Consider the following 20,597-nt stretch of genomic DNA (forward strand, 5'->3'; position numbering starts at 1 on the left):
GAAACGCGCCCCTCGCAGCCGTCAACGCCATGATTTATATGCGAAATATCACGATTACGACAGCGAAATCAGCGACTTACTTGGAGAATGTGGGCTGGAAGTGATTGAGCAAGGTATGCGAAGGTTGCTCAAGAAATTTGAGCCCGTCTTTGATGCGGTTGCACAAAGTCTGCCGCGGTTCGTGAAGTTTGTGGAGGATGGAGATGAGTGATTTGAAGTCCGTCCCCTCCGTATCGGTCACCTACGCCCGGAACGGCAGTTCCACACGTCCGAATGAGTTGGGCATGCGCCCGATGCAGGAAAAGGCATTTGAGAAGCGGGGCGAGCAATACCTGCTGATCAAATCGCCCCCGGCCTCGGGGAAAAGCCGGGCGCTGATGTTCATCGCGCTGGACAAGCTGCACAATCAGGACCTGCGCAAGGCGATCATCGTCGTGCCGGAAAAGTCGATCGGCTCCAGCTTTGCCGACGAGCCGCTGTCGAAGTTCGGCTTCTGGGCCGACTGGACTGTGACGCCGAAGTGGAATCTGTGCAACGCGCCGGGTGAGGATGGCGGCAAGGTCAGCTCGGTTCAGTCCTTCCTGGACAGCGATGATCGGGTTCTGGTCTGCACCCATGCGACCTTCCGCTTCGCCGTCGATCGCTTCGGGATCGCGGCATTCGACGACTGCCTGATCGCGGTGGACGAGTTCCACCATGTCAGCGCCAATCCTGACAACAAGCTGGGCGCGCATCTGGCCGCGTTCATCGCTCGCGACAAGGTGCATATCGTCGCCATGACGGGATCCTATTTCCGGGGCGACGCCGAGGCCGTGCTCATGCCCGAGGACGAGGCGAAGTTCGAGACCGTCACCTATACCTATTATGAGCAGTTGAACGGCTATCGGTATCTGAAGAAGCTGGATATCGGCTATTATTTCTATAGTGGCTCCTATGCCGACGATATCGTGAAGGTGCTGGACTCGAACGAAAAAACGATTGTTCATATCCCCTCGGTCAACTCGCGCGAAAGCACAAAGGACAAGATCAAGGAGGTCGAGCATATCATCGAGGCGCTGGGCGAATGGCAGGGCACCGATCCCGCGACCGGGTTCCAGCTGGTGAAAACCCCCGAGGGCCGCGTGCTGCGCATCGCCGATCTGGTCGATGACGAACCCGCGAAGCGCGACAAGGTCTCGGCCGCGCTGAAAGACCCGGCGCAGAAGATGAACCGGGATCATGTCGACATCATCATCGCGCTGGGCATGGCGAAGGAAGGATTCGATTGGATCTGGTGCGAACACGCGCTGACGGTCGGTTATCGCTCCAGCCTGACCGAGATCGTGCAGATCATCGGCCGTGCCACCCGCGATGCCGAGGGAAAGACCCGCGCGCGGTTCACCAACCTGATCGCGGAACCGGATGCCTCGGAAGAGGCCGTTCGCGAGGCCGTGAACGACACGCTGAAGGCCATAGCCGCCAGCTTGCTGATGGAACAGGTGCTGACGCCGCGCTTCAATTTCACGCCGAAGGCCAAGGCGGCGGGGCCGGTCGAGGGCTTTGACTATGGCGAGGGCGGCTATGATCCGAACAAGTGCAACATCGGTTTCAATGAGGCTCAGGGGCAGTTCCAGATCGAGATCAACGGCCTGGCGCAGCCGAAAAGCAAGGAAGCCGAACGGATCGTCAGCCAGGACCTGAACGAGGTGATCACGGCCTTCGTCCAGGACAAAACCGCCGTTGAGCGCGGCATGTTCGATGAGGAGGTCGTGCCGGAGGAACTGACGCAGGTTCGGCTGGGCAAGATCATCCGGGACAAGTATCCGACGCTCGATGCCGAGGATCAGGAGGCGGTGCGCCAGCACGCGATCGCGGCGCTGAACCTCACCCAGCAGGCCAAGGCGGCAATCACCGAGGGGAGTGATGAGGGAAGCGGCAGCACGGCCTTTGTCGATGGAGTTCGCCGGTTCGCGATGAGCGTGACGGAACTGGACATCGACCTGATTGATCGCATCAACCCATTCGCCGAGGCTTACGCCATCCTGTCGAAGACGATGGACGAAAACAGCCTGAAGCAGGTTGCTGCGGTGATCAACGCGCGCAAGGTGCAACTGACGCCGGAAGAGGCGCGCGATCTGGCCAGGCGGGCGCTGAAATTCAAGCAGGAGCGCGGGCGTTTGCCCGACATCACCTCTGCCGACCCATGGGAAAAGCGTATGGCGGAAGGAGTGGCTTTCCTCGCCCGGATGAAGCAAGAGCAGAAGAATGGCTAAGACATTCACAGATGAAGATGATGCCCTGCTGGCCGAACTGGGTGTCGAGCCGGAGGTCAAGAGATCCGGCGGTCGCAGCGCGCGCGAGGAGCGCATCATCGCCGGGTTCGAGGAAGTGCAGCGTTTCGTGGACGAAAAAGGTCATGCGCCCCGTCACAGCGAGGCTGGCGATATTTTCGAGCGGCTTTATGCCGTGCGCCTCGATCGGTTGCGAGAGCAGGTCGAATGCCGTGAACTTTGTCTTCCCCTTGATCGACAAGGGTTGCTGCAAGCTTCGCTGGGCCACCTGACCGCTCCTGACGAGGATCTGGACGACGACGCCCTCCTCGCTGAACTCGGCATTGAAGCCGAGGCACCGGCGATAACCGAACTGCGCCACGTGCGTTCAAGCGCCGAACGCAAGGCGGCAGACGAGGTCGCTAACCGCGAGGCTTGCGCCGATTTCGACAAGTTCAAGCCGCTGTTCGAACAGGTTCAGCGTGAACTCGACACCGGCATGCGTGAGACGCGTCCGTTTGAGCTGAAGGCCGAGATAGAGCAAGGGCGCTTCTTCATCGTCGGCGGGCAGAAAGCCTATGTGGCCGAGAAAGGTGAAGTGTCTTTGACGGATCACGGTCGCACCGACGCTCGCCTGCGGATGATTTTCGACAACGGCACCGAAAGCAACATGCTCATGCGGTCGCTTCAGCGCGCGCTGAACAAGGATGAGGCGGGACGCCGCATCACCGATCCAGTGGCAGGCCCGCTGTTTTCCGGACAGGTCGATGAGGACGATTTGGCCAGCGGCACCATCTATGTCCTGCGCAGCAAATCCGATCATCCGATGGTCGCCGCGAACCGGGAACTGGTCCACAAGATCGGGGTGACCAGCCATGATGTGCAGCAGCGTATCAAGGGCGCACAGCTGCAGACCACCTTCCTCATGGCGGATGTCGAAGTGATCGCGACCTATAAACTCTACAACCTCTCGCGATCAAAGCTGGAAACGCTGATCCATCGTATTTTCGGGTCGGTGCGGCTGGATATCCAGATACAGGACCGTTTCGGGCGGCCGGTTGTTCCGGAAGAGTGGTTCATGGTGCCGTTCTTCGTCATCGACGAAGCGGTTGAAAAGATAAAAGATGGAACCATCACGAACTATGTCTACGACCCCAGCAGGGCTGCATTGGTCGAGCGCGGGGCAACCTGATCCCAAGTTTTGACTCAACGCCAACTCAACAGATGGATGCCCTTTGAGCGCCTTCCCCGCGCGGCGAAGCACGCTCAAAGCCGGCCATTGCCGGGAACAAGATGCGCGATAACAAAGGGTTGCGGCGTAACTGCTTGATTTCAAATAGATCGTTAAATATCAATAACATAGCCTCATAACCTGAAGGCCGCAGGTTCAAATCCTGCCCCCGCAACCAAAAAACTACGTATTATCTGGCACTTAAAAGCCGAGCAAAACGCTCGGCTTTTGTCATTCCAAATTCTTGTCAACACCTGGTCAACGTTTTACGAGCCCCCCATCGACGGTGCGGATGATCGCGGCCGTGGCCGTCACACCTTCAGCAGATCGAGCAGCGGATCAAAGGCGTACATCGCCGCGCGTCGCCCCGAAGCCGGTTCAATGGTGCGCAGCATGCCAGCCTCGACCAACCGCCGGGACAGCGCGCGCGCGGAGGACGGTGGGATCCCCGAGCGTTCCACGAAGCGGTCGTTGCGGAAGATCGGGCTCGCGAAGACGAAGTCCAGCGCCTGATCGTGGAACTGTGAGTTAAGCACTTCGCGGAACCGTTCCCGCATCTCGCCGTGAAGGCGGAAGATGGCGTCCGCCGTCTGGATGTTGACCGTCGCCTGGGCGTGCATCGCCTTGAGGAAGAATACGACCCAGCCGGTCCAATCGCCGATGGCCGAGACCGCGCGCATTCGTTCGATGTATTCGTCCTTGTTGGCTTCGAAGTAGCCCGAGACGAAGAAGTTCGGCTGATGCAGGACGCCGAGTTTCCACAGCATCAGCGTGATCAGCATGCGGCCGATCCGGCCGTTGCCGTCCTCGAACGGATGCAGGGCCTCGAATTCGACATGCGCGATGGCGGTGCGGATCAATGGCCGCATCGTGCTTTCGTTGATGTAGCGGACGAGTTCGGCCATCGCCGGGCCCAGTTGCTCGGGAGCGATCGGGACGTAGTAGATCTTTCCTCGCCGTTCGTCCCCGATGTAATTCTGCTCGACCTTGTAGCTGCCGGGGCGCTTGCGGGCTCCCCGTCCAAAGGACAGCAACTGTTGGTGGGCGGTCCGGATCAGGTGTTCGCCAAGTGGGGCGCCCTCGGCGAGGGCCTGCTGGGCATTCCGCAATGCGCGGGAGTAAAGGTAGGTCTCGACGTCGTCGTTGCGCGCTTCCCGGTAGGGGTCGGTGCTACCCGCATCTTCCTCGGCCTCCAGCCGGTACAGCTCCTCGATGGTCGAGATCGTCCCCTCCATCCGGGAAGACGTCACCGCGTCCTGGCGACGCAGGGGGGCGAGAAATAACTCGCTGTTCACCATGCCTGACATCTTGGTGTCGTACCGCGCAAGCGAGGCGGCTGCCTCTTCGAGCGGCCCGAGCAGCACCTCGTAGTCGAGGGCGGGCGGGGGAAAGGTGCCGATGTGATAGGTGACGGCATCCGTAAGATCGTAAGGTTTGGTGATCATAATTATGCCGATTCTATCATCAACGGGGTTTGACGCCAACCTAGTCACGACAAGTACGCTTGGCAACAGAATATGGCCCCATTCTGACACCAAGAGACGTTGTCGCCAGCAGTCTGCCGTCAAGCCAGTTTGGCGACAGAGACTGGCAGGAAAATGGTATCAAAGCATGATCCCTTGTCATTCGCCGCAACTCATGCGGAGAGTGGGGGTTCTAATGTCCGCATGAACATTGTGGCGACTTGTTTCCTGAACGACCGGGCGGGGTGGCGTCCGGCCGCTCCCTTGCGTGTCAGGACCCCTCGGACAATTTCCATTCCTGTCCGAGGTTCTGCAACACCAGGTCGCGCGCGGGGCAACCGGCACATCTGTGCTGCCGGCGCTGCTCCGGCAGTCGCTCGGCCATGGTCAGGATGGTGATCAACACCGCATCGGAATGCTGCGCGAGCCGGATCAGATGCTCCCCGCTCGGCCCGCGTTCGCCAGACAACCAGTACTTGGCCGTCCGTTCACTCGCTCCGGTCCAGCGCATCACCGTCTTGATGGCCTGATGTGTGTGCCCCAGTTCGCGCCGCAGGGTGTCGGCTATGGCCTTGCGATAGGCGGCCTGATCCGCGTCCAGGTGCACAGTTGTGCCCATTTTCGGCACAGATGTGCCCATCTTGATCCGCATCGCGGCGTCCTCCTCCGGTAAACCTGTGGAGAAGACATCAAAAGCGGCAGATTCCATTTTGCGCCCCAGCCAATCCCCCGGGTCCGACCAGACGGAGACGCCTGCATGAACTGATCTGGAGACGGGAATGGAAGGCAGAGAGCCGCCCTCAACAAAAGAACCGGCGAACTCCCCGCCAAAGCGCCGTGCGGCCGAATATGTCCGCATGTCCACGGACCATCAGAAATACTCGACGGAAAACCAGTCGGACGCGATCCGCAAGTACGCGGAGGACCGTGGCTTTGAATTGGTCCGCTCCTATGCCGATGCCGGAAAGAGCGGGCTGAGGATCGAGGGGCGCGAAGCCTTACAACAGCTGATCCAGGATGTACAAGACGGCACCGCGGATTTCGAGGTGATCCTTGTCTATGACGTCAGCCGATGGGGCCGTTTTCAGGATGCCGATGAATCCGCCTATTACGAATACATCTGCCGTCGCGCCAACAAGCAGGTCGAGTATTGCGCCGAGCAATTCGAAAATGATGGCGGGCCGGTTGCCACGATCGTCAAGAGCGTCAAGCGCGCGATGGCCGGGGAATACAGCCGGGAACTTTCCAACAAGGTCTTCATTGGACAGTGCCGCCTGATCGAACGCGGCTTCCGTCAGGGCGGTGCAGCGGGTTTTGGCCTTCGCCGGGTCCTGCTTGATGAACGCGGCGAGGTGAAGGCCGAGCTGAAGCGCGGTGAGCACAAGAGCTTGCAGACAGACCGGGTGATCCTGGTGCCCGGGCCTGAGACCGAGGTAAGAACCGTTCGCTGGATATACAGCCGGTTCCTCAAGCACGGCCGTTCGGAAAGCGAAATCGCCGCCGAACTTAACGAGCGCGGGATCCTGACCGATCTTGGCCGGATGTGGACCCGCGCCACCGTGCAGCAGATCCTGACCAACGAGAAATACATCGGCAACAATGTCTACAACCGGCGCTCCTTCAAGCTGAAGCAGAAGCGGGTTGCGAATGGCCCGGAGATGTGGATTCGGTCAGAAGGGGCCTTCGATGCCATCGTCGAGCCGAAACAGTTTCAGAAGGTGCAGGCGATCATCGCCGCCCGCAACCGCCGGTTCTCGGACGACGAGATGTTGGAACGGTTGACGCGGCTGTTCCAGCGGCATGGCTACATATCCGGTCTGGTGATCGACGAGGCCGACGGAATGCCGTCCAGCGGCGCCTATGCCCACCGGTTCGGCAGCCTGATCCGGGCCTATTCCCTTGTCGGCTTCACTCCGGACCGGGACTACCACTACATCGAAGTGAACCGCATGCTGCGGCTGTTCCACGGCGACGAGGTGGAGCGTGTGATCTGGGAGATCACCCGTCTTGGCGGCACCGTGTCCCGCAATCCGGCGACAGACCTGCTGACGATCAATGGCGAATTCACCGCCTCCGTCGTCGTCGCCCGCTGCCGCGAAACTTCCACCGGCGGCTTGCGCTGGAAAATCCGCTTCGACACCGGCCTCGCGCCCGACATCACCATCGCCATCCGGATGGAGCGAACGAATACCGCCGCGCTCGACTATTACCTGCTGCCCCAATTCGAGATGCGGATCAAACCCTTGGGGCTTGCCGAGGAGAATGGCCTGATGCTGGACGCTTTCCGATTTGAAACGCTGGATTTCTTCTTCGACATGGCGAGGCGCGTTCCGGTGTCGGAGGTGACACCATCGTGAGCGAAGTCGAGATGCGGGACGAAGTGCAGATGATCCCGATTTCCGCCATCACCGTGGAAAATCCGCGCGAACGCTCGGAAAAGACCTTTCGCGCGCTCGTGGACAGTATCGGCAAGGTCGGGCTGAAAAAGCCGATCACGGTCGCCCGGGTCGATGAAGCGGCGGGAGCGTCCTATCGTCTGGTCTGCGGTCAGGGCCGGATGGAGGCTTATGTCGCCCTTGGGGAAACCCACATCCCGGCCATCGTCGTGGATGCGAGCGAGGCCGAACGCCTTCTGCGCAGCGTGATCGAGAACATCGCCCGCCGCCAGCAGCGTCCGCTGGAGCTGTTGCAGGACATCGCCGTCCTGCGCGACCGGGGATATTCGGACCATCAGATCGCCGACAAGACGGGGCTTTCCCTCGCCTATGTCCATGAAATCGGTGAGTTGATCGCCAACGGTGAAGAACGCCTGCTGATCGCGGTCGAAACCGGGCAGATGCCGCTCAGCGTCGCGCTCTACATCACGCGGGCCGAGGAGAAGGACGTGCAGAAGGCGCTGGAGGCTGCTTATGCCTCGGGTGAACTGCGCGGAAAGAAATTGCTGGAGGCGCGGCGGCTGGTCGAGTTGCGCCAGCGCCACGGCAAGCAGCGAGGTGGCGCGCGGAACAAACAGCCACGCGCGCGAATGACATCTGCCGCGCTGGTCAAAGCCTATCGCGCCGAGGCCGAGCGTCAGCAGGACATGGTCCGCAGGGCGCAGTCGACGCGCAGCAGCCTGCTGTTTCTCGATGCTGCATTTCAGTCGCTCTTGAAGGATGAGAACTTCTTGACGCTGCTTCGTGCCGAGGGGCTCGATTCCGTGCCGCGCATGATCGTCGATGGCCTTCAGGAGCCAAGATCATGACACACATGGAGAAAATGCCTCCGCCGAAGAGCCCGGGATTCGAGGCGAACCTGCGCACGATCCAGATCGACGCGATCCTGCCGGTCAAGCAACTGCCGGCCACAGTGCCCAAGAGCCAGAAGTATGGACAGATCGCCGCGTCGATCCGCGAGGTCGGGCTGATCGAACCGCCGGTGGTCGCCCGTGCGGCAGGACAGGAAGGGTCCTTCATCCTTCTCGATGGCCATGTTCGGCTGCATGTTCTGAAGGAAATGGGCGAGACGACCGTCACCTGCCTGGTGGCGACCGACGACGAATCCTTCACTTACAACAAGCGCATCAGCCGCCTCGCCACGATCCAGGAGCATAAGATGATCCTGCGCGCGGTCGAGCGTGGCGTATCGGAGGCCCGCATCGCGGCAGCGCTGAATGTGAACATCGCTCTGATCCGACAGAAGCGCACCTTGCTGAACGGCATCTGTCCGGAGGCGGCCGAACTGCTGAAGGCCCGGCATTGCCCGATCAACAGCTTCCGGGCCCTGCGCAAGATGAAGCCCCTGCGGCAAATTCAGGCGGCGGAACTGATGATCGCCGCAAACAATTACACGGTGCCCTATGTCGAGGCGATCCTCGCAGCATCTGACGTCGCTGACCTGGTTGACCCGGCTGCAAAGAAGACACCTGCAGGTGTGACACGCGAACAAGCCGAGCGGATGAAGGCCGAGATGGCCAACCTGCAAAAGAACATCAAGCTGATCGAAGGCACCCTTGGTCCCGATCACCTCCGGCTGGTGGTGGCCGGTCGCTATGTCGAGCGGCTTTTGCAGAATGACCGTCTCGCCCGCTACCTCGACAAGAACCACGGTGAAATCCTCGGCGAGTTTCGGCAGATCGTCGCGAGCCTGGCGCAGCCAGCGCCCACGACGGAAGTGCGGAGCAGTGAGGCCGATTAGTTCGCCGACTGCTTTCTATCGACGATGGGGACCCGGACCCGAAAGCGCGGGGACCGCAGGAGACGCTGGACAGAGGGCCGGATCAAGCGCGGCGGCGGGGATGGCGGCGAACCCGCTCGGAGCCCGCCAGGCTGGCTCGAGTTTTCGCCAGCCCAATGGTCGGCTTCCGGCCATTGAAAGGGGCGGGCGCATCCGCTGGGGGGGGACGAATGCGCCCGCCGCCCTAGAAGTCCGTCTCCACGTATACCCCAGCGCAGTCGTAGGCGACGGCGGCGGCCGTGGCGCCGGTGTTCAGGAACAGCCGCGGCGACAGGAACTGCGTCGCGGCGGGCAGATCGGCGGTGATTTCCTGTTCGAAGACGGCGCCAGTGACCTCATTCAGGGCTCGGACCCACACCGATGAACCGTTCGGCGGCGCAGCGATGAACAGGGTCACGACACCACCGGTGGCAATGGAAAAGCTCGCGCCCATGTCGGTGAGCGTCGGCGCTCCGGTCCCGTCATTGGCGACCAGCTGCCAGTTGGCATGGGTGCCGCGCTGAAAGCCGATTCCGATGCAGTTGATGGCAGCGGCCAGCGTCAGGGTGGTGGCAAGCGCTGCGGTCGATCCGTAGAGGCCGAAGAACCCCATCCCGGTCGCCTGCAGCGTCGTCAGCGAAATCCGCGTCACGAAGGTCCAGCCACCGAGACCCGCCGCGTTGCCACGCCAGCAGGCCCAACCTGCGGATCGCTGGTCGGCCACCGAGTCCACGACGGCCGCCGAGGTCAGCCGCCAGCGCCGCATGGAGGTCGCAAGGTTCGTCGCGGCCAAAGTGGGCGTCGAAACGGTGCCGACCGAAGTGATTGGCAGGCCTTCGGTGGTCACCGTCGTGCCGGTCGAGGGCGACCAGTTGGCGATCCGGTTGACCCCGAAATGCGGCTGGAGCGGGAAGTCCCGGCCCGAGGGGCGCATCACGTCGATCCACGGCGCCCCGGCACGGTTGCGCGCATAAACGGAGGCCTTGCCTGCAGGCGGCGGGGTCGGCGCGGCGCTGAGGCCCGGCAGGACCGTCGGCTGCGGCAGTTCCACCTGGCCGTTGGTGCGGTCGATGCGGATCGCGTCGTAGAAGGTCGATCCGTCCGAGCTGAGCTTGAAGCTGAAGTCGTCATTGCCGAGGAGACCGATCAGCGCGCGGGCGGAGAAGCCGGTCTTGAAGGCAAAGGCGGCGTCGTTCCCGGCCGCGGCCTTGTTGACCGTGGCTTCGATGCCCGCGCCTGCGTTGTTCAACAGCACGGCCGGGGTGTTGACCGACAGCCGATTGTAGCTGTCCGCCGTGGCCCCGCCGAGGCCCAGAAGCTGCGCGGTCAGGTTCGCCTGCGGCATGCCAACTTGTGTGACGGCATTGGCGAAGGTTACCGTCGGCGTGTTGATGACGGTCGTGCCGCCCGCCCCGGCCGTGGCCGAGCCAATATTGACGACCGTCGTTGATCCGGACGCACCGCCGGTGCCGAGGTTCACGGTCTTGGTGACGCCCGTGGTCGTGGCCCCGGTGCCAATGCCGTAGGTGGCGGTCGTCGTCGCCGTGCCGATCGATGCGCTGGCGGCCGAAATGGTGACCGTGCCCGAGGCGGTCAACGTACCGGAGAAGGTCTTGTTGCCGGTGAAGGTCTGGGTGCCTGCGAGGATCGCCAGTTCCGACGAGGTGTTCGGCAGCGTGAAACTGCGCGTCGTCCCGGCGCTGATCCCCGCCAGCGAGAAGGTGGCTTTCTTCGTCGGGTCCGCGTCGTTCACCAGGCTGAACACCGCGTCCGAGACATCGCGCGGCTCGCCCACCACTTCCCAGGTGCTGCCGGTCCAGACAAGGAACACGCCCTCGGCCGCGACCCAAGTGAGCCAACCAGTGCGCGGGACAAGGCGGATCCACGCGCCATCGATCCAGAAGGCGATGTTCAGGTCCCACCCGGTCCAAAGGCCTGTGGCACCGGATGCCACCAGGTGTCGATCGCCGTCTGCCGGGCTGGCGGGTGGCGTGGTGCGCATCCGATCAAGGACGGAAAGCTGCACCATGGCGTCGAGCAGGCGCAGCGCCTCATTGTGGGTGACATGCTTCTGCGCTTGGGCCGCCAGAAGATAGGGCAGGCCCAGATGGGTCGTGGTGTCGGACATGAAAAATCCCGTCAGAACTGGAGGATCACGGTTGCGGGCGTGCCGCGGCCGAGGCGGTTCGAAAGCTGGTAGATGCGGATCGCCAGCGCCTGGCCAGGCCCAAGCGGCGCGCCCCAATCGGCGCTCTGCTGGGCGGCGGTGTAGAGGACGGAGGCCGTGGCGCTGGTCAGCGTGCGCTTGACGGCCGTCCCATCGAGGATCTGCACGTCGTAGCTTTCCAGGTCCTCGGCAAGTGGCACCTCGACCTGTTCCCAGGCATCAGCCACCAGCGCGCGGGAGCGGCGCGTCCAGCGGATCGTCAGATCGCCCGGGCTGCGGGCGGTTCGCCATGGCTGTTCAACATGGACCGGCGCGAAGGGGACAAGGCCCCGCCCGGCTGGTGTGAAGGCCAGTGCGGTGTAGCTGGCGTCAATGACCGCCCGCGCAGCCGGGCCCACGCGCCAGTTCCAAGGCAGACCAAGGTCCGCCTCGGCGATGGGCAGCGAGGCCAAAGTCTTATCCAGGACGACGACCCGGGCCCCGGCAGGAGCCGGATTGCCTATGGCATGTTCCGTCCCGCGCTGGCCGCGCAGGAGGCGGGTCAGGCGATAGCGGCCTGGTGCGATCAGTTCGGCTTGGCCAGCTTGTAGAAGCTCCCAGACACCGGCCGCCGCCTCAACCGCAAGCGCATTGCCGCCGCCGAACAGGGCGACGTCCGTCACGCTCTCCAGCGTTCCGGACAGAAGATCGACCACCAGCGCATTGCCCAGATCGAAGCGGGAGGTCGGCCCCGGAAAGAAGTCGAAGGCCAGCGTGCCGATCCGGGCCCGACTGCCGAATGTGGTCAGCAACGAAAACCCATCCGTCGAGGCGCTGCGGAAGACGGCGATCTCGCCCGGCCAGGGGCTGGCATGGGCGGCGATCAGGGGGCGATGCGCGGGCTGGTCCTCGCTGATCTGTGGCAGGTCCAGCATGACCACTTCGGTCGTGCCGAAGACGACAGGGCTGGCGAGCGAGGTCGGGCGGGGATCGCCGGGCGGCAGATCATAGGCTGCGCGGTCCTGACGCACTGCCTCGATCCCGCGTGCCTCAGAGTCGGCGACGGAGACCAGGCGGAACTCGACCTCGCGGCCGTCATGCGCGAGCCGGATCACGTCGGCGGGGTCGAGGGCCAGCCGCGAGGGCGGCAGGCGAAAGGTGGCACTTTCCCGGCCGATCCACGCTTCCATCAGCGCGCGGCGGCAGCGGCGTTCTGCTTCCTCGGGCGGGATCGCCATGGGGAAGCTCTCGGAGGCGATGCGCGTCGTGTCGACCGTGATGCGCCTCGCCTCGACGAGCGCCGCATCGTAATCTTCGTCGGCGCGTGCGACCTGCCACTTCAGCGCCTGCGGCAGTTCAGTCTCCTGGCCCCGGGTCAGTTCGAATGCCTCGCCCTCGCGAGAGGCCACCAGCTCGTCGATGGACAGCGTGGCAACAGAGGCGCGCCCGCGCATGACGAAGCGGACGACGCCTTCGGTCTCGATGGCATCGAAGCCGAAGTGGCGGGCCAGCGTGGAAATCGACGCGCGGGGGCTTTCCAGCGCGCCGATCACATAGCCTTCGACAGCACCCCAGAGGCCAGAGACGTCGATGAACGCCTCATCGAGCCCAGCGCGCAAGCAGAGGTGGCGTACGAGGGCGGCCAATGAAACTGCACCCAGCCGTCCGGTGAGCCAGTGGCCGAGCCGCCAGTTCGGGCCGTCGGTCCAGGCCCCGGTCAGTTCGGGGAAGAACGGGTAGGGTCGGGCATCCCAGGTCCAGGCGGCACATTCAGGGACATGGACCATCCGGCCGCCGTAGATGGCCGACACGGGATTGTTGGCCGGAGTTCCCCACCAGAGATAGCTGGCCTCAAGATAGACGCGCTGGATGGCATCATCCCGCCAACCGCGCGAGAAATAGGGCGTGAAACTCTCCGATGATTTGGGGTCAAAGAACACGTTCGGCTGGTTCGTGCCCCGGTCGATGGCGGGGCAGCCCAGTTCGGTGAACCAGACCGGCTTGGACTGCGGCACCCATGCCGTGGGCGTGCCGCTCTCCACCCCACCGGGCCGGTTGTAATGCGGGTTCGACCACCAGGCGCGCAGATCCTTGTAGCGAAAGACCCATGGCTTGCCTGCAGCGCCATCCGTGATCGGCGTGCGGATCTGTGCCGACCGGTCGGCGGCGCTGGCGTAGAACCAGTCGAAGCCTTCGCCGCCCGCGATATTGGCCTGCAGATAGGCCCGATCATGGATCGCGGGCCAGCCCTCCAGCGCATCGGCATGGTCGAAGCCGTCGCGCCAGTCGGAGAGCGGCATGTAGTTGTCGATGCCGATGAAATCGATGTTGGCGTCAGACCAGAGCGGGTCGAGGTGGAAATAGACATCGCCGCTGCCATCGCCCGGTTGGTGCCCGAAGTACTCCGACCAGTCCGAGGCGTAGCCGACCTTTGTGCCCGGCCCGAGGATCGACTTCACGTCGGCCGCCAGTGCCTTGAAGGCGGTGACGGTCGGATAGGCGCTGGCGTTCGACCGGATCGTGGTCAGGCCGCGCATCTCGCTGCCGATCAGGAAGGCGTCGACCCCGCCTGCCACCGCGCAGAGATGGGCGTAGTGCAGGATCATCCGGCGCAGGCCCCAATCACCCGCAGGGCCCGTCCAGCTGACACTGTCGCCCGCAATGGCAAACTGAGCCGGGGTGGCCGCGCCGAAGAAGCTCGCGACCTGCGTTGCAGCGGCGGCGGTCTTGTCCGCCGTCCCGGCAAAGCTTGCAGCCGGGGAACTGGTGATCCGCCCGCGCCAGGGGAAACTCGGCTGGCCCGGCGTGGCGGCATTGGCGCTGTAGGGGTTCGGCAACGTGTTGCCGGGCGGAACGTCCATCAGCAGGAACGGATAGAAGGTCACCCGCAGCCCGCGTGCCTTCATCTCGCGGATCGCCTGCATCACCGCGAAATCCGAAGGGGTGCCGCCGTAGACCGGACGATCCTCGGCATCTCGGCTGACCAGAAATGCGTCTGCACGGCTGACGCCATTCACGACCCATGCCGACGGTGTTGTGGTCTTTGCCGCAACCTCGACGCCCGGCCGCACCTTGCAGTTTCCGGCGCGCAGATCATCGCCAAACCAGGCCACGACGAGGCTGACGCTTTCGACAGCCGGGGCCATGGCCTGGAGGCGGTCCAGCGCCACGAAGATGTCAGCGGTGTCGGCGATTGCGTTCAGGTTCTCGGCCACGGTCGCGCCGCCAGCGCCGGTGGTCTTCTTGACGGGCGCGGTGGCATAGCTGAACTCGCCCGAGGCGGGGATCATCGTCACCGCCTTCACCAGCCCTTCGGCCGTGTCGGGATCGGCCAAAGGCCGAAACACCTCGAACGACAGCTGCGGCAGGCGATTGCCGTAGGTGGAAAGCGGCAGTTCCTCGAAGACGACATAGGCCGTGCCGCGATAGGCCGGCGTGTTGGCCGCGCCCATCTTCGCCGCGATGAATGGGTCGGCTGTCTGGGTCTCGTTGCCGGGATACCAGCGCCATGTGACGCCGGTCATGTCGAGCGGCTTGCCGTCGGCCCAGATGCGGCCGATGCCGGTGATCGGGCCTTCGCAAAGGGCGACCGCGAAGGACGCATAGTAGAGGTATTCGGTCGTCTGGACCCTTCCGCCGCCACCACCCTTGCCGCCGCCCTGCGTGGTGGTCTTCGTCTCCTCGCGGAAATCAGTCGCCCAGATGATGTTGCCGCCGATGCGCATGCGGCCGTAGAGGCGCGGGATGATCGCCCCTTCGGTGGCGGACGTGATCCGCAGGCTGTCGAGGCGCTGGCCCTCGATCTTCTGCGCGGGGGCCAGCGAGGACACGATCCAGCTGTCGACGACCGAGCCGATGGTGGAGCCGATGAAGCCACCGATGGCGGCCCCGGAAAAGCCGAGGATTGCGCCGCCAAAGGCCCCGCCGATGGCGGAACCGACAGCGCCGAGGACAAGGGTTGCCATTGTGGAAACTCAGGGTTCGAAGGGTTGTGGTGGTCAGCGTGCGGGGAACAGGAAGGCGAAGGCGATGCGCCGCCGCCATGCGGATGTCAGCGGTTCCTCGATCACGCCGAGGCGTTCATAGGCGTGCAGGAAGGTGTCGGGTCCGGTGAGGATCCCCACATGCTTGGCGATGGCGCGGGGCATCATCCGGAACAGGATCAGCGCACCGGGTGGGGCCTTGGATGGATCAAGTTCCCGCATCATCCGTAGCGCCCCATCGGCCAGCACCTCGCGCGGGCCGGTCTCGCCCCAATCTCGGCTATAGGGCGGGATCGGGAACGGCTCCGGCCCGACCACATCGCGCCAGACGCCGCGCGCGAGACCGAGGCAGTCGCAGCCAACCCCGCGCAGGCTGGCCTGATCGTGATAGGGCGTGCCGAGCCAGGACCGGGCGGCGGATATTACGTTGGCGGGATCGGCGGTCTGGTGTGATAGGGTCAAAGCACTGCCCCCTCATGGCCGCCGTCCTTCGTGGCATAGCGCAGCACGGCATCCTGGCCGGGGATGTGCGGGAAGCCCCGGAAGTTGGCGATATTGGTGAACTTCGCGCTGCAGGTCGCGATCCGCTTGTCGCAGCCTGCGCGGACCACGAAAGCCTCGGTCGCCGAAATCGGTCGTACCGGGGCTTCCAGCAGGGTCAGGATCGCCACCCCGTCGACGAGGTCGTGCGACAGCACCTCGACCCGCCGCCCGGCATTCGCGCCGGTCGACCATTCGACGAGCCCGAAGGCGAACCAGCCCGCCGCGAAACTGCCAAGGCCTGAGGCCGTGAAGGCCCGATCCCGCAGCACGTCGATAACCGTGCCGGTGCCCTTGAAGGCCGCAGCTTCGAGGTCCACCCCGCAGCGCGCATCACCCAGCGCGGCATCGCAGCTGGCCTGGAATGTGCGTCCGACCGTCTGACCGAGAACATGGGCGAGGCTCCGCACTTCGGCCACGAAGGCCAGCCGCCCGCGCCGGATCTGTCCGATGGCCCCGCGACGCAGCAGCGCGCGCTGCACCGGGTTGGCCCAGTTCACCCGCCAGACCTCGACCGCCGCATTGTCCCAGCGACCGTCGAGGATGTCGGTCTCGGTGATCCGGTCGGAGGTCAGCACGCCTTGCGCATCCTGCGCATCGACGGAGAGGTCCGAACCCGACCGGACCTCAGAGGCCGTCAGCCCGCTCTCCGGCTCGAATTCCGTCCCGTCGAACGACAGCGTCCGGTCGTGGTCTGTGAAACCGAAGATCACACCATCGGCACGCGTGATGCGCCAGCACCAGGCAAGCGTTGTCGTGCCCTCGTCCAGATGGGCCTGCAGCGCGGGCGAGAGGGATTTCACTTCCGCCCCCAGCCGCGCAGCAAGGCCACGGACGCCAGCAGCGAAGACACGACGCCACCGGTCGCGCCGGTCAGGGCATAGAGATTGAATGGGCGAATATCGAGCGTGCCGGTGGCGAGGTCGAAATCCGCCAGCCCCGCCACAGCGAGGCCGGAGGCGGCAAGGCAGGCCAGATAGACGAGGCCACGTGCGAGGGTCCAGTTCATGGTCATGCTCCGATCAGGGTCTTGAGGAAGGCGAGAATGCGGGTGGTCAGGCTCGGTACCGCCTGCACGTGCGCGGGGTCGGCGGCGGCCGTGGAAGGGGCGGGTGATATTGGGATCGACGGTGGATTGGGGATCGGGCGCAGCAGTGCCAGCGCCTCGGTCTCGCTGAGCCGCCGGACCGGTCGCGAGAAATCGACCCGGCCGTTGCGGTCGACCGTCCAGACCGGGATGGTGCCAATCGGGTATCGGCCCTTGGCGAAGAGATCTCGCTCCGCCTCGCGCCGGGACCGGATGACCGCAGGGCGCAGCCAGCCCATGAAGGCCGCCGCCGCTGCTACCCGGTTGCCCATGTTCAGGTGCCGTGTCAGCGCCGCCGTGGCGATGCCGCCGGTGTTGTAGTGAAACGACACCAGCGCATCGAACTCGTGGAGTTCCAGCGGCACCTTCACGGCACGCAGCACCTCGGCCTCGTAGGCGGCGAGGTCAGTGCGGAAGATGCGGAACGCCTCGCGGATCCCGGCATCGAGATCGGCGGGCATCCCGCGTGTCATCCGCGCCGGATCGGGTGGCCCGGCCGCGGCCGTATGGCCGATGCCGAAGGTCCAGATGTCCTTAACATCCAGGTAGGGTCCGGGCACGACGCCTTCGTGCCGGATCAGGGCCAGAAGCCCCCGATCAGAGGTTTGCATGGGATTACCCGAGGGTTGAGATAAAAAGGATCAGGACGGCGACTGCGAGGCCGATACGGAGCCGGTGGGCAAAGGCCTGACCGGGGTCGGTGGAATCGCAGCGCAGCGAACGCGCAAGGCGAAGGATCTCATGCATCGGCGTCATCCTTCCCGGCGCGGCGGAGCCTCGCGAGGACCAGTTCGATGAACGCGGCCCCGAAGACCCCGACCAGATAGGCGGCCGAGCCGACCGCCCCGCCTGCGGCGACGGCGCCATCGGGCAGACCGAGCCAGCCCGCCACGATCACGATGGAAAAACTGCCCATCCCAGCGGCAATCAAACCGCCGAGCAGGACATGGCGCAGGGCTTCGCGCAGCGCCATCCGGGTGGTCAGGGCATTGGTTGCACCGCCCAGGGCGCCCCAGAAGGCCAGCGTCAGCGCCGTCGAGGCGGCGATCTCGCGCCAGAGATGCGACCAAAAGGATTCGTCGTTCATGTGCGGATTTCCAGGAGGGGGATCGAGGTGATCGACCCGAGGCGTTCGAGATCGAGGGTGACGTCTAGCGAGTCGGTGTCGAAGCGGACGGGGACGTCGAATTCGAAGCCTGCGGTGATGGCGACGCCTGCGGCCGGGGCGGTGGTGAAGGTCACCAAGCCCGTCGCAGTGGAAATCGACCATCCGGAGGCCTGGGGCGTGCCATTCAGGGCGATGGTCACGGTTCCGCCGACAGGCTTTGTGATGGCCCGCGTCCAGGACTGTGCGCCGGATGTGTAGCGTTTGCTGAGCTGGAACAGGGTGGCCGACCCGTTGCCGGTGCCGATGGGCTGATTGGTCGCCCCTGGCGCCTGCGATGGCGGGCAGGACTTGAAATCGGCCCAGTCTTTGAAGCGGAAGCCGTGCAGGCGGCCGTACCTTGCCTCGAAGAAAGCGACAACCGCGGCAAGATCATCCGCGCGGCGGATGCCATAGGCGACGTCATAGCGGCGGCGGCTGTTGGCCCAGCTGGCGTTGCGTTCCTCGGCCCCGCTTGCCAGTTCGACGATCTGGGTGCGGCGCTCCGGGCCGCCGCGCGCGCCACGGCTGATGTTGTCCGGAAAGCGAACTTCATGGAAGGCCATCACATCCCCCTTCGGCCCAGCGACACGGCGCGGGCGATGTCGCTGGCGACCTGCGTCCGGGATTGCCGGAAGCTCTCGGCATCGCGCGCGTTGATCGTGACGTTGACGGTCGCGGGGCTGGCTTGGCCGTACCCTGCCGCCTCGCGCCGGGAGAGAACCCGTTCGCCGCGTTGCAGGATCGCGGGCACCTCGTCGGGCCGCAGCCCGGCCCAACCGCCGCTGTGCATGCGCGGCGCGCCCGCGAAGGCCAGCGCCGGGACCATCCGGCCGGGACCAGGGGAGCCGACCATCCCACCCGCATGCAGGATGTTCGCGAAAATCCCACCCGCCCCGCCCAGAGCCCCGGAAAGGGCGTTCGCAATCGGGCCGAGGATGAAGCGACGTGCCGCGAGCTTGGCGAGATCGGCGATCATCGACGTGACCAGATCGCGGAAATCGAGTTTGCCGGTCTTCACAAAGTCACCGATGGCATTCTCGGCGCTCTGGAAGGCCCCCACCAGAGCGCCGCCGATATCCCCACCGATGTCGCGCGCCTTGGCGGCATAGTCGGCAAGTGCGGCGGTGACTGCTTGCCAGCCGGTGAGGGCGGTGTCCGCGCCTTGCGCCGCAGCCGTCCCTGCGTCGCGTGCAGCGCCGCCAGCGCCATCTGCGGCGGTGGCGGTGTCGTTCAGACCGGCTGTCAGGGCATCGGCGGCGCCAGCCGCATCCGCCAGCGCGGTCTCGGCCTCGGTCCCCGTGCCAGTGACGGCATCCTTCAGCGCCTGCCAGCTGGCGAGCGGCCGACCGGCGGCATCGGCCAACATGCCTGCGGCCTCGCGATAGCCGTCGGACCGAGCGCGGGCGTCGTCGGCCATGGCACCGAGGCCAAGATCGGGCGGTTCCAGATAGGTGCGTGACAGCGCGGCCGAAAAGGCGTCCGCAGCCGCAGCACCGGCGGCCGTTGCCGCGCCCTCGAAGGGATTGCCGATGCGGCCCAGTTCCACCGGATCGAGGACGCCGATCCTCACTCCGCCTTCGCCAGTGGCCCATTCGGGCAGCAAGGCCAGCGCCGCGTTCAGGGTCTCGATGAAGCTGTTGATGCGCGTCACGACGCCGTTCAGCATCGCCTCGACGCTCGAGATCAGACCGTTCGCGGCCTGGAAAGCGAAGTCGCCGATGGCACCCGGCAGACTGCCCCAGATCGCGACAGCCGCATCATAGGCTCCCTGGAAGATCGCCGCCGTCCGGTCGCCGAAGCTGACGACGCCTGCGATGGTGCCTTCCAAGGCCGAGAGAGCCGCTGCCTTCAGCCCCTCCCATCCGGCCGCTATCCGGGCCAGCGCCGCGTCCAGCGACAGGCCGATGCGGGACCAGACTTCGCGAGCCAGATCGCCCAGCAGCCGGAACGCCTCAGCGCCATGTCCTCCTGGCTTGATGCCTCCGACAAATTGTCGATCATGGGGTCGGCGCGGGCCGAGACCATCAGCGCGGTCGTGAGTGGCGCCACCAGGACGCGCAGGCCGGGCAGGAGGTCCAGCCATTCGGGCTGGTTCGAAAGGTTCAGGCGGATCATGATCAGTATCCCGTGACGGTGTTGATAAGGACGGCGGTGCACATGCGGGCGGGGCTGGTGGCCTTGGCGGCCTGCCAGTCGAAGGTCGCCTGAATGCCCTGGGGTCCGGGGATCTCGATCCGCGGGACGGGCAGGTAGACGGCGTGGGCAGTGAAGGTGAAACTGGCATTGGCGCCGAGGCTGTAGGCGAACTCGAGCTCGCAGGGCGTGCCGTCGATGGCCTGGGTGACGAGGGCGCTATCGGCGAAGCGCACCTCGATCCGGCCGGTCAGGGCCGCCATGCCGGGATCGGCACCCTCGATCTTGCCGTCGTTGCGGATGGTCTCGATCCGGTCGAGGCCATTGGAACCGACATTCTCCAAGTGGCCTGCCGCTTGACTTCAAGATCGCCTGATTTTGCTCGCTGGGCAAGCGTTTTTCGCCCCGAGCGGTGTCTGTCGTC

18 protein-coding genes and 2 pseudogenes are annotated in these 20,597 nt (G+C 64.6%); 6 read left to right on the forward strand and 14 right to left on the reverse strand.

Annotation, left to right across the window (positions count from 1 at the left end; genetic code table 11):
• The 3 genes from ACFOMH_RS19815 to ACFOMH_RS19825 form a co-directional block, all read left to right on the forward strand.
• The coding region (locus ACFOMH_RS19815) for a hypothetical protein (protein WP_377746635.1) at positions 1-211 on the forward strand (211 nt) is incomplete at its 5' end.
• The gene (locus ACFOMH_RS19820; protein WP_377746637.1) at positions 204-2,252 is read left to right on the forward strand and encodes a DEAD/DEAH box helicase; all 2,049 of its coding nucleotides are present in this window, start codon (positions 204-206) and stop codon (positions 2,250-2,252) included. The genes ACFOMH_RS19815 and ACFOMH_RS19820, both read left to right, overlap by 8 nt.
• Positions 2,245-3,441 (forward strand): GIY-YIG nuclease family protein, encoded by a 1,197-nt coding sequence (locus ACFOMH_RS19825; RefSeq protein WP_377746638.1) that lies wholly within the window; start codon positions 2,245-2,247, stop codon positions 3,439-3,441. The genes ACFOMH_RS19820 and ACFOMH_RS19825 overlap by 8 nt, the downstream gene beginning before the upstream one ends.
• A gap of 350 nt (positions 3,442-3,791) precedes the next feature.
• On the opposite strand, the gene ACFOMH_RS19830 is transcribed toward ACFOMH_RS19825, so the two are convergent.
• A complete protein-coding gene (locus tag ACFOMH_RS19830; RefSeq protein WP_377746640.1) occupies positions 3,792-4,925 on the reverse strand; it encodes a Fic family protein in 1,134 nt (377 codons plus the stop codon).
• A gap of 289 nt (positions 4,926-5,214) precedes the next feature.
• A complete protein-coding gene (locus ACFOMH_RS19835; RefSeq protein WP_377746642.1) occupies positions 5,215-5,652 on the reverse strand; it encodes an XRE family transcriptional regulator in 438 nt (145 codons plus the stop codon).
• Between the two features lie 70 nt (positions 5,653-5,722).
• Between ACFOMH_RS19835 and ACFOMH_RS19840 the strand changes: the two genes are divergently transcribed.
• Genes ACFOMH_RS19840 through ACFOMH_RS19850 form a run of 3 tightly spaced genes read left to right on the forward strand, consistent with a single transcriptional unit; the run spans position 5,723 to position 9,119 of the window.
• Positions 5,723-7,300: a recombinase family protein gene (locus ACFOMH_RS19840; RefSeq protein ID WP_377746644.1), complete on the forward strand. Its 1,578-nt coding sequence runs from the start codon at positions 5,723-5,725 to the stop codon at positions 7,298-7,300.
• Positions 7,297-8,187: a ParB/RepB/Spo0J family partition protein gene (locus tag ACFOMH_RS19845; RefSeq protein WP_377746646.1), complete on the forward strand. Its 891-nt coding sequence runs from the start codon at positions 7,297-7,299 to the stop codon at positions 8,185-8,187. Before ACFOMH_RS19840 ends, ACFOMH_RS19845 begins: the two co-directional genes overlap by 4 nt.
• Positions 8,184-9,119 carry a plasmid partitioning protein RepB C-terminal domain-containing protein gene (locus ACFOMH_RS19850; protein ID WP_377746648.1) on the forward strand — a complete coding sequence of 312 codons (936 nt, stop codon included), beginning with the start codon at positions 8,184-8,186 and terminating at the stop codon, positions 9,117-9,119. Before ACFOMH_RS19845 ends, ACFOMH_RS19850 begins: the two co-directional genes overlap by 4 nt.
• 223 nt (positions 9,120-9,342) lie before the next feature.
• Here the strand turns inward: ACFOMH_RS19850 and ACFOMH_RS19855 are convergent, their stop codons facing one another.
• From ACFOMH_RS19855 to ACFOMH_RS19910, 12 genes and pseudogenes are all read right to left on the reverse strand, one after another.
• The gene (locus ACFOMH_RS19855; RefSeq protein ID WP_377746649.1) at positions 9,343-11,265 is read right to left on the reverse strand and encodes a DUF2793 domain-containing protein; all 1,923 of its coding nucleotides are present in this window, start codon (positions 11,263-11,265) and stop codon (positions 9,343-9,345) included.
• 11 nt (positions 11,266-11,276) lie between these two features.
• The gene (locus ACFOMH_RS19860) at positions 11,277-15,248 is read right to left on the reverse strand and encodes a baseplate multidomain protein megatron (protein ID WP_377746651.1); all 3,972 of its coding nucleotides are present in this window, start codon (positions 15,246-15,248) and stop codon (positions 11,277-11,279) included.
• Between the two features lie 33 nt (positions 15,249-15,281).
• On the reverse strand, positions 15,282-15,728 hold the full coding sequence (locus ACFOMH_RS19865; RefSeq protein WP_377746653.1) for an NlpC/P60 family protein: 447 nt from the start codon (positions 15,726-15,728) through the stop codon (positions 15,282-15,284).
• On the reverse strand, positions 15,725-16,609 hold the full coding sequence (locus ACFOMH_RS19870) for a DUF2163 domain-containing protein (RefSeq protein WP_377746655.1): 885 nt from the start codon (positions 16,607-16,609) through the stop codon (positions 15,725-15,727). The genes ACFOMH_RS19865 and ACFOMH_RS19870 overlap by 4 nt, the downstream gene beginning before the upstream one ends.
• Complete coding sequence (locus ACFOMH_RS19875; RefSeq protein ID WP_028031130.1) at positions 16,606-16,821, reverse strand: hypothetical protein; 216 nt, start codon at positions 16,819-16,821, stop codon at positions 16,606-16,608. The genes ACFOMH_RS19870 and ACFOMH_RS19875 overlap by 4 nt, the downstream gene beginning before the upstream one ends.
• Positions 16,818-17,504: a lysozyme gene (locus ACFOMH_RS19880; RefSeq protein ID WP_377746657.1), complete on the reverse strand. Its 687-nt coding sequence runs from the start codon at positions 17,502-17,504 to the stop codon at positions 16,818-16,820. The genes ACFOMH_RS19875 and ACFOMH_RS19880 overlap by 4 nt, the downstream gene beginning before the upstream one ends.
• 4 nt (positions 17,505-17,508) lie before the next feature.
• Positions 17,509-17,640, reverse strand: coding sequence for a hypothetical protein (locus ACFOMH_RS19885; RefSeq protein WP_377746659.1), 132 nt, complete (start codon positions 17,638-17,640; stop codon positions 17,509-17,511).
• Positions 17,633-17,980, reverse strand: a complete 348-nt coding sequence (locus ACFOMH_RS19890) for a hypothetical protein (protein ID WP_377746661.1) — start codon at positions 17,978-17,980, stop codon at positions 17,633-17,635. The genes ACFOMH_RS19885 and ACFOMH_RS19890 overlap by 8 nt, the downstream gene beginning before the upstream one ends.
• Positions 17,977-18,603: a phage distal tail protein, Rcc01695 family gene (locus tag ACFOMH_RS19895; protein WP_377746663.1), complete on the reverse strand. Its 627-nt coding sequence runs from the start codon at positions 18,601-18,603 to the stop codon at positions 17,977-17,979. Before ACFOMH_RS19895 ends, ACFOMH_RS19890 begins: the two co-directional genes overlap by 4 nt.
• Positions 18,603-20,009 (reverse strand): annotated as a pseudogene (locus ACFOMH_RS19900) (phage tail tape measure C-terminal domain-containing protein); the annotation flags it as partial. The pseudogene ACFOMH_RS19900 and the gene ACFOMH_RS19895, both read right to left, overlap by 1 nt.
• On the reverse strand, positions 19,910-20,155 hold the full coding sequence (locus tag ACFOMH_RS19905) for a hypothetical protein (RefSeq protein WP_377746664.1): 246 nt from the start codon (positions 20,153-20,155) through the stop codon (positions 19,910-19,912). The gene ACFOMH_RS19905 and the pseudogene ACFOMH_RS19900, both read right to left, overlap by 100 nt.
• Before the next feature lie 2 nt (positions 20,156-20,157).
• Positions 20,158-20,502: pseudogene (locus ACFOMH_RS19910) on the reverse strand (phage tail tube protein); the annotation flags it as partial.
• Positions 20,503-20,597: the final 95 nt, after the last annotated feature.

This window comes from Paracoccus mangrovi, from assembly GCF_042648425.1.
GTDB lineage: Bacteria > Pseudomonadota > Alphaproteobacteria > Rhodobacterales > Rhodobacteraceae > Paracoccus > Paracoccus mangrovi.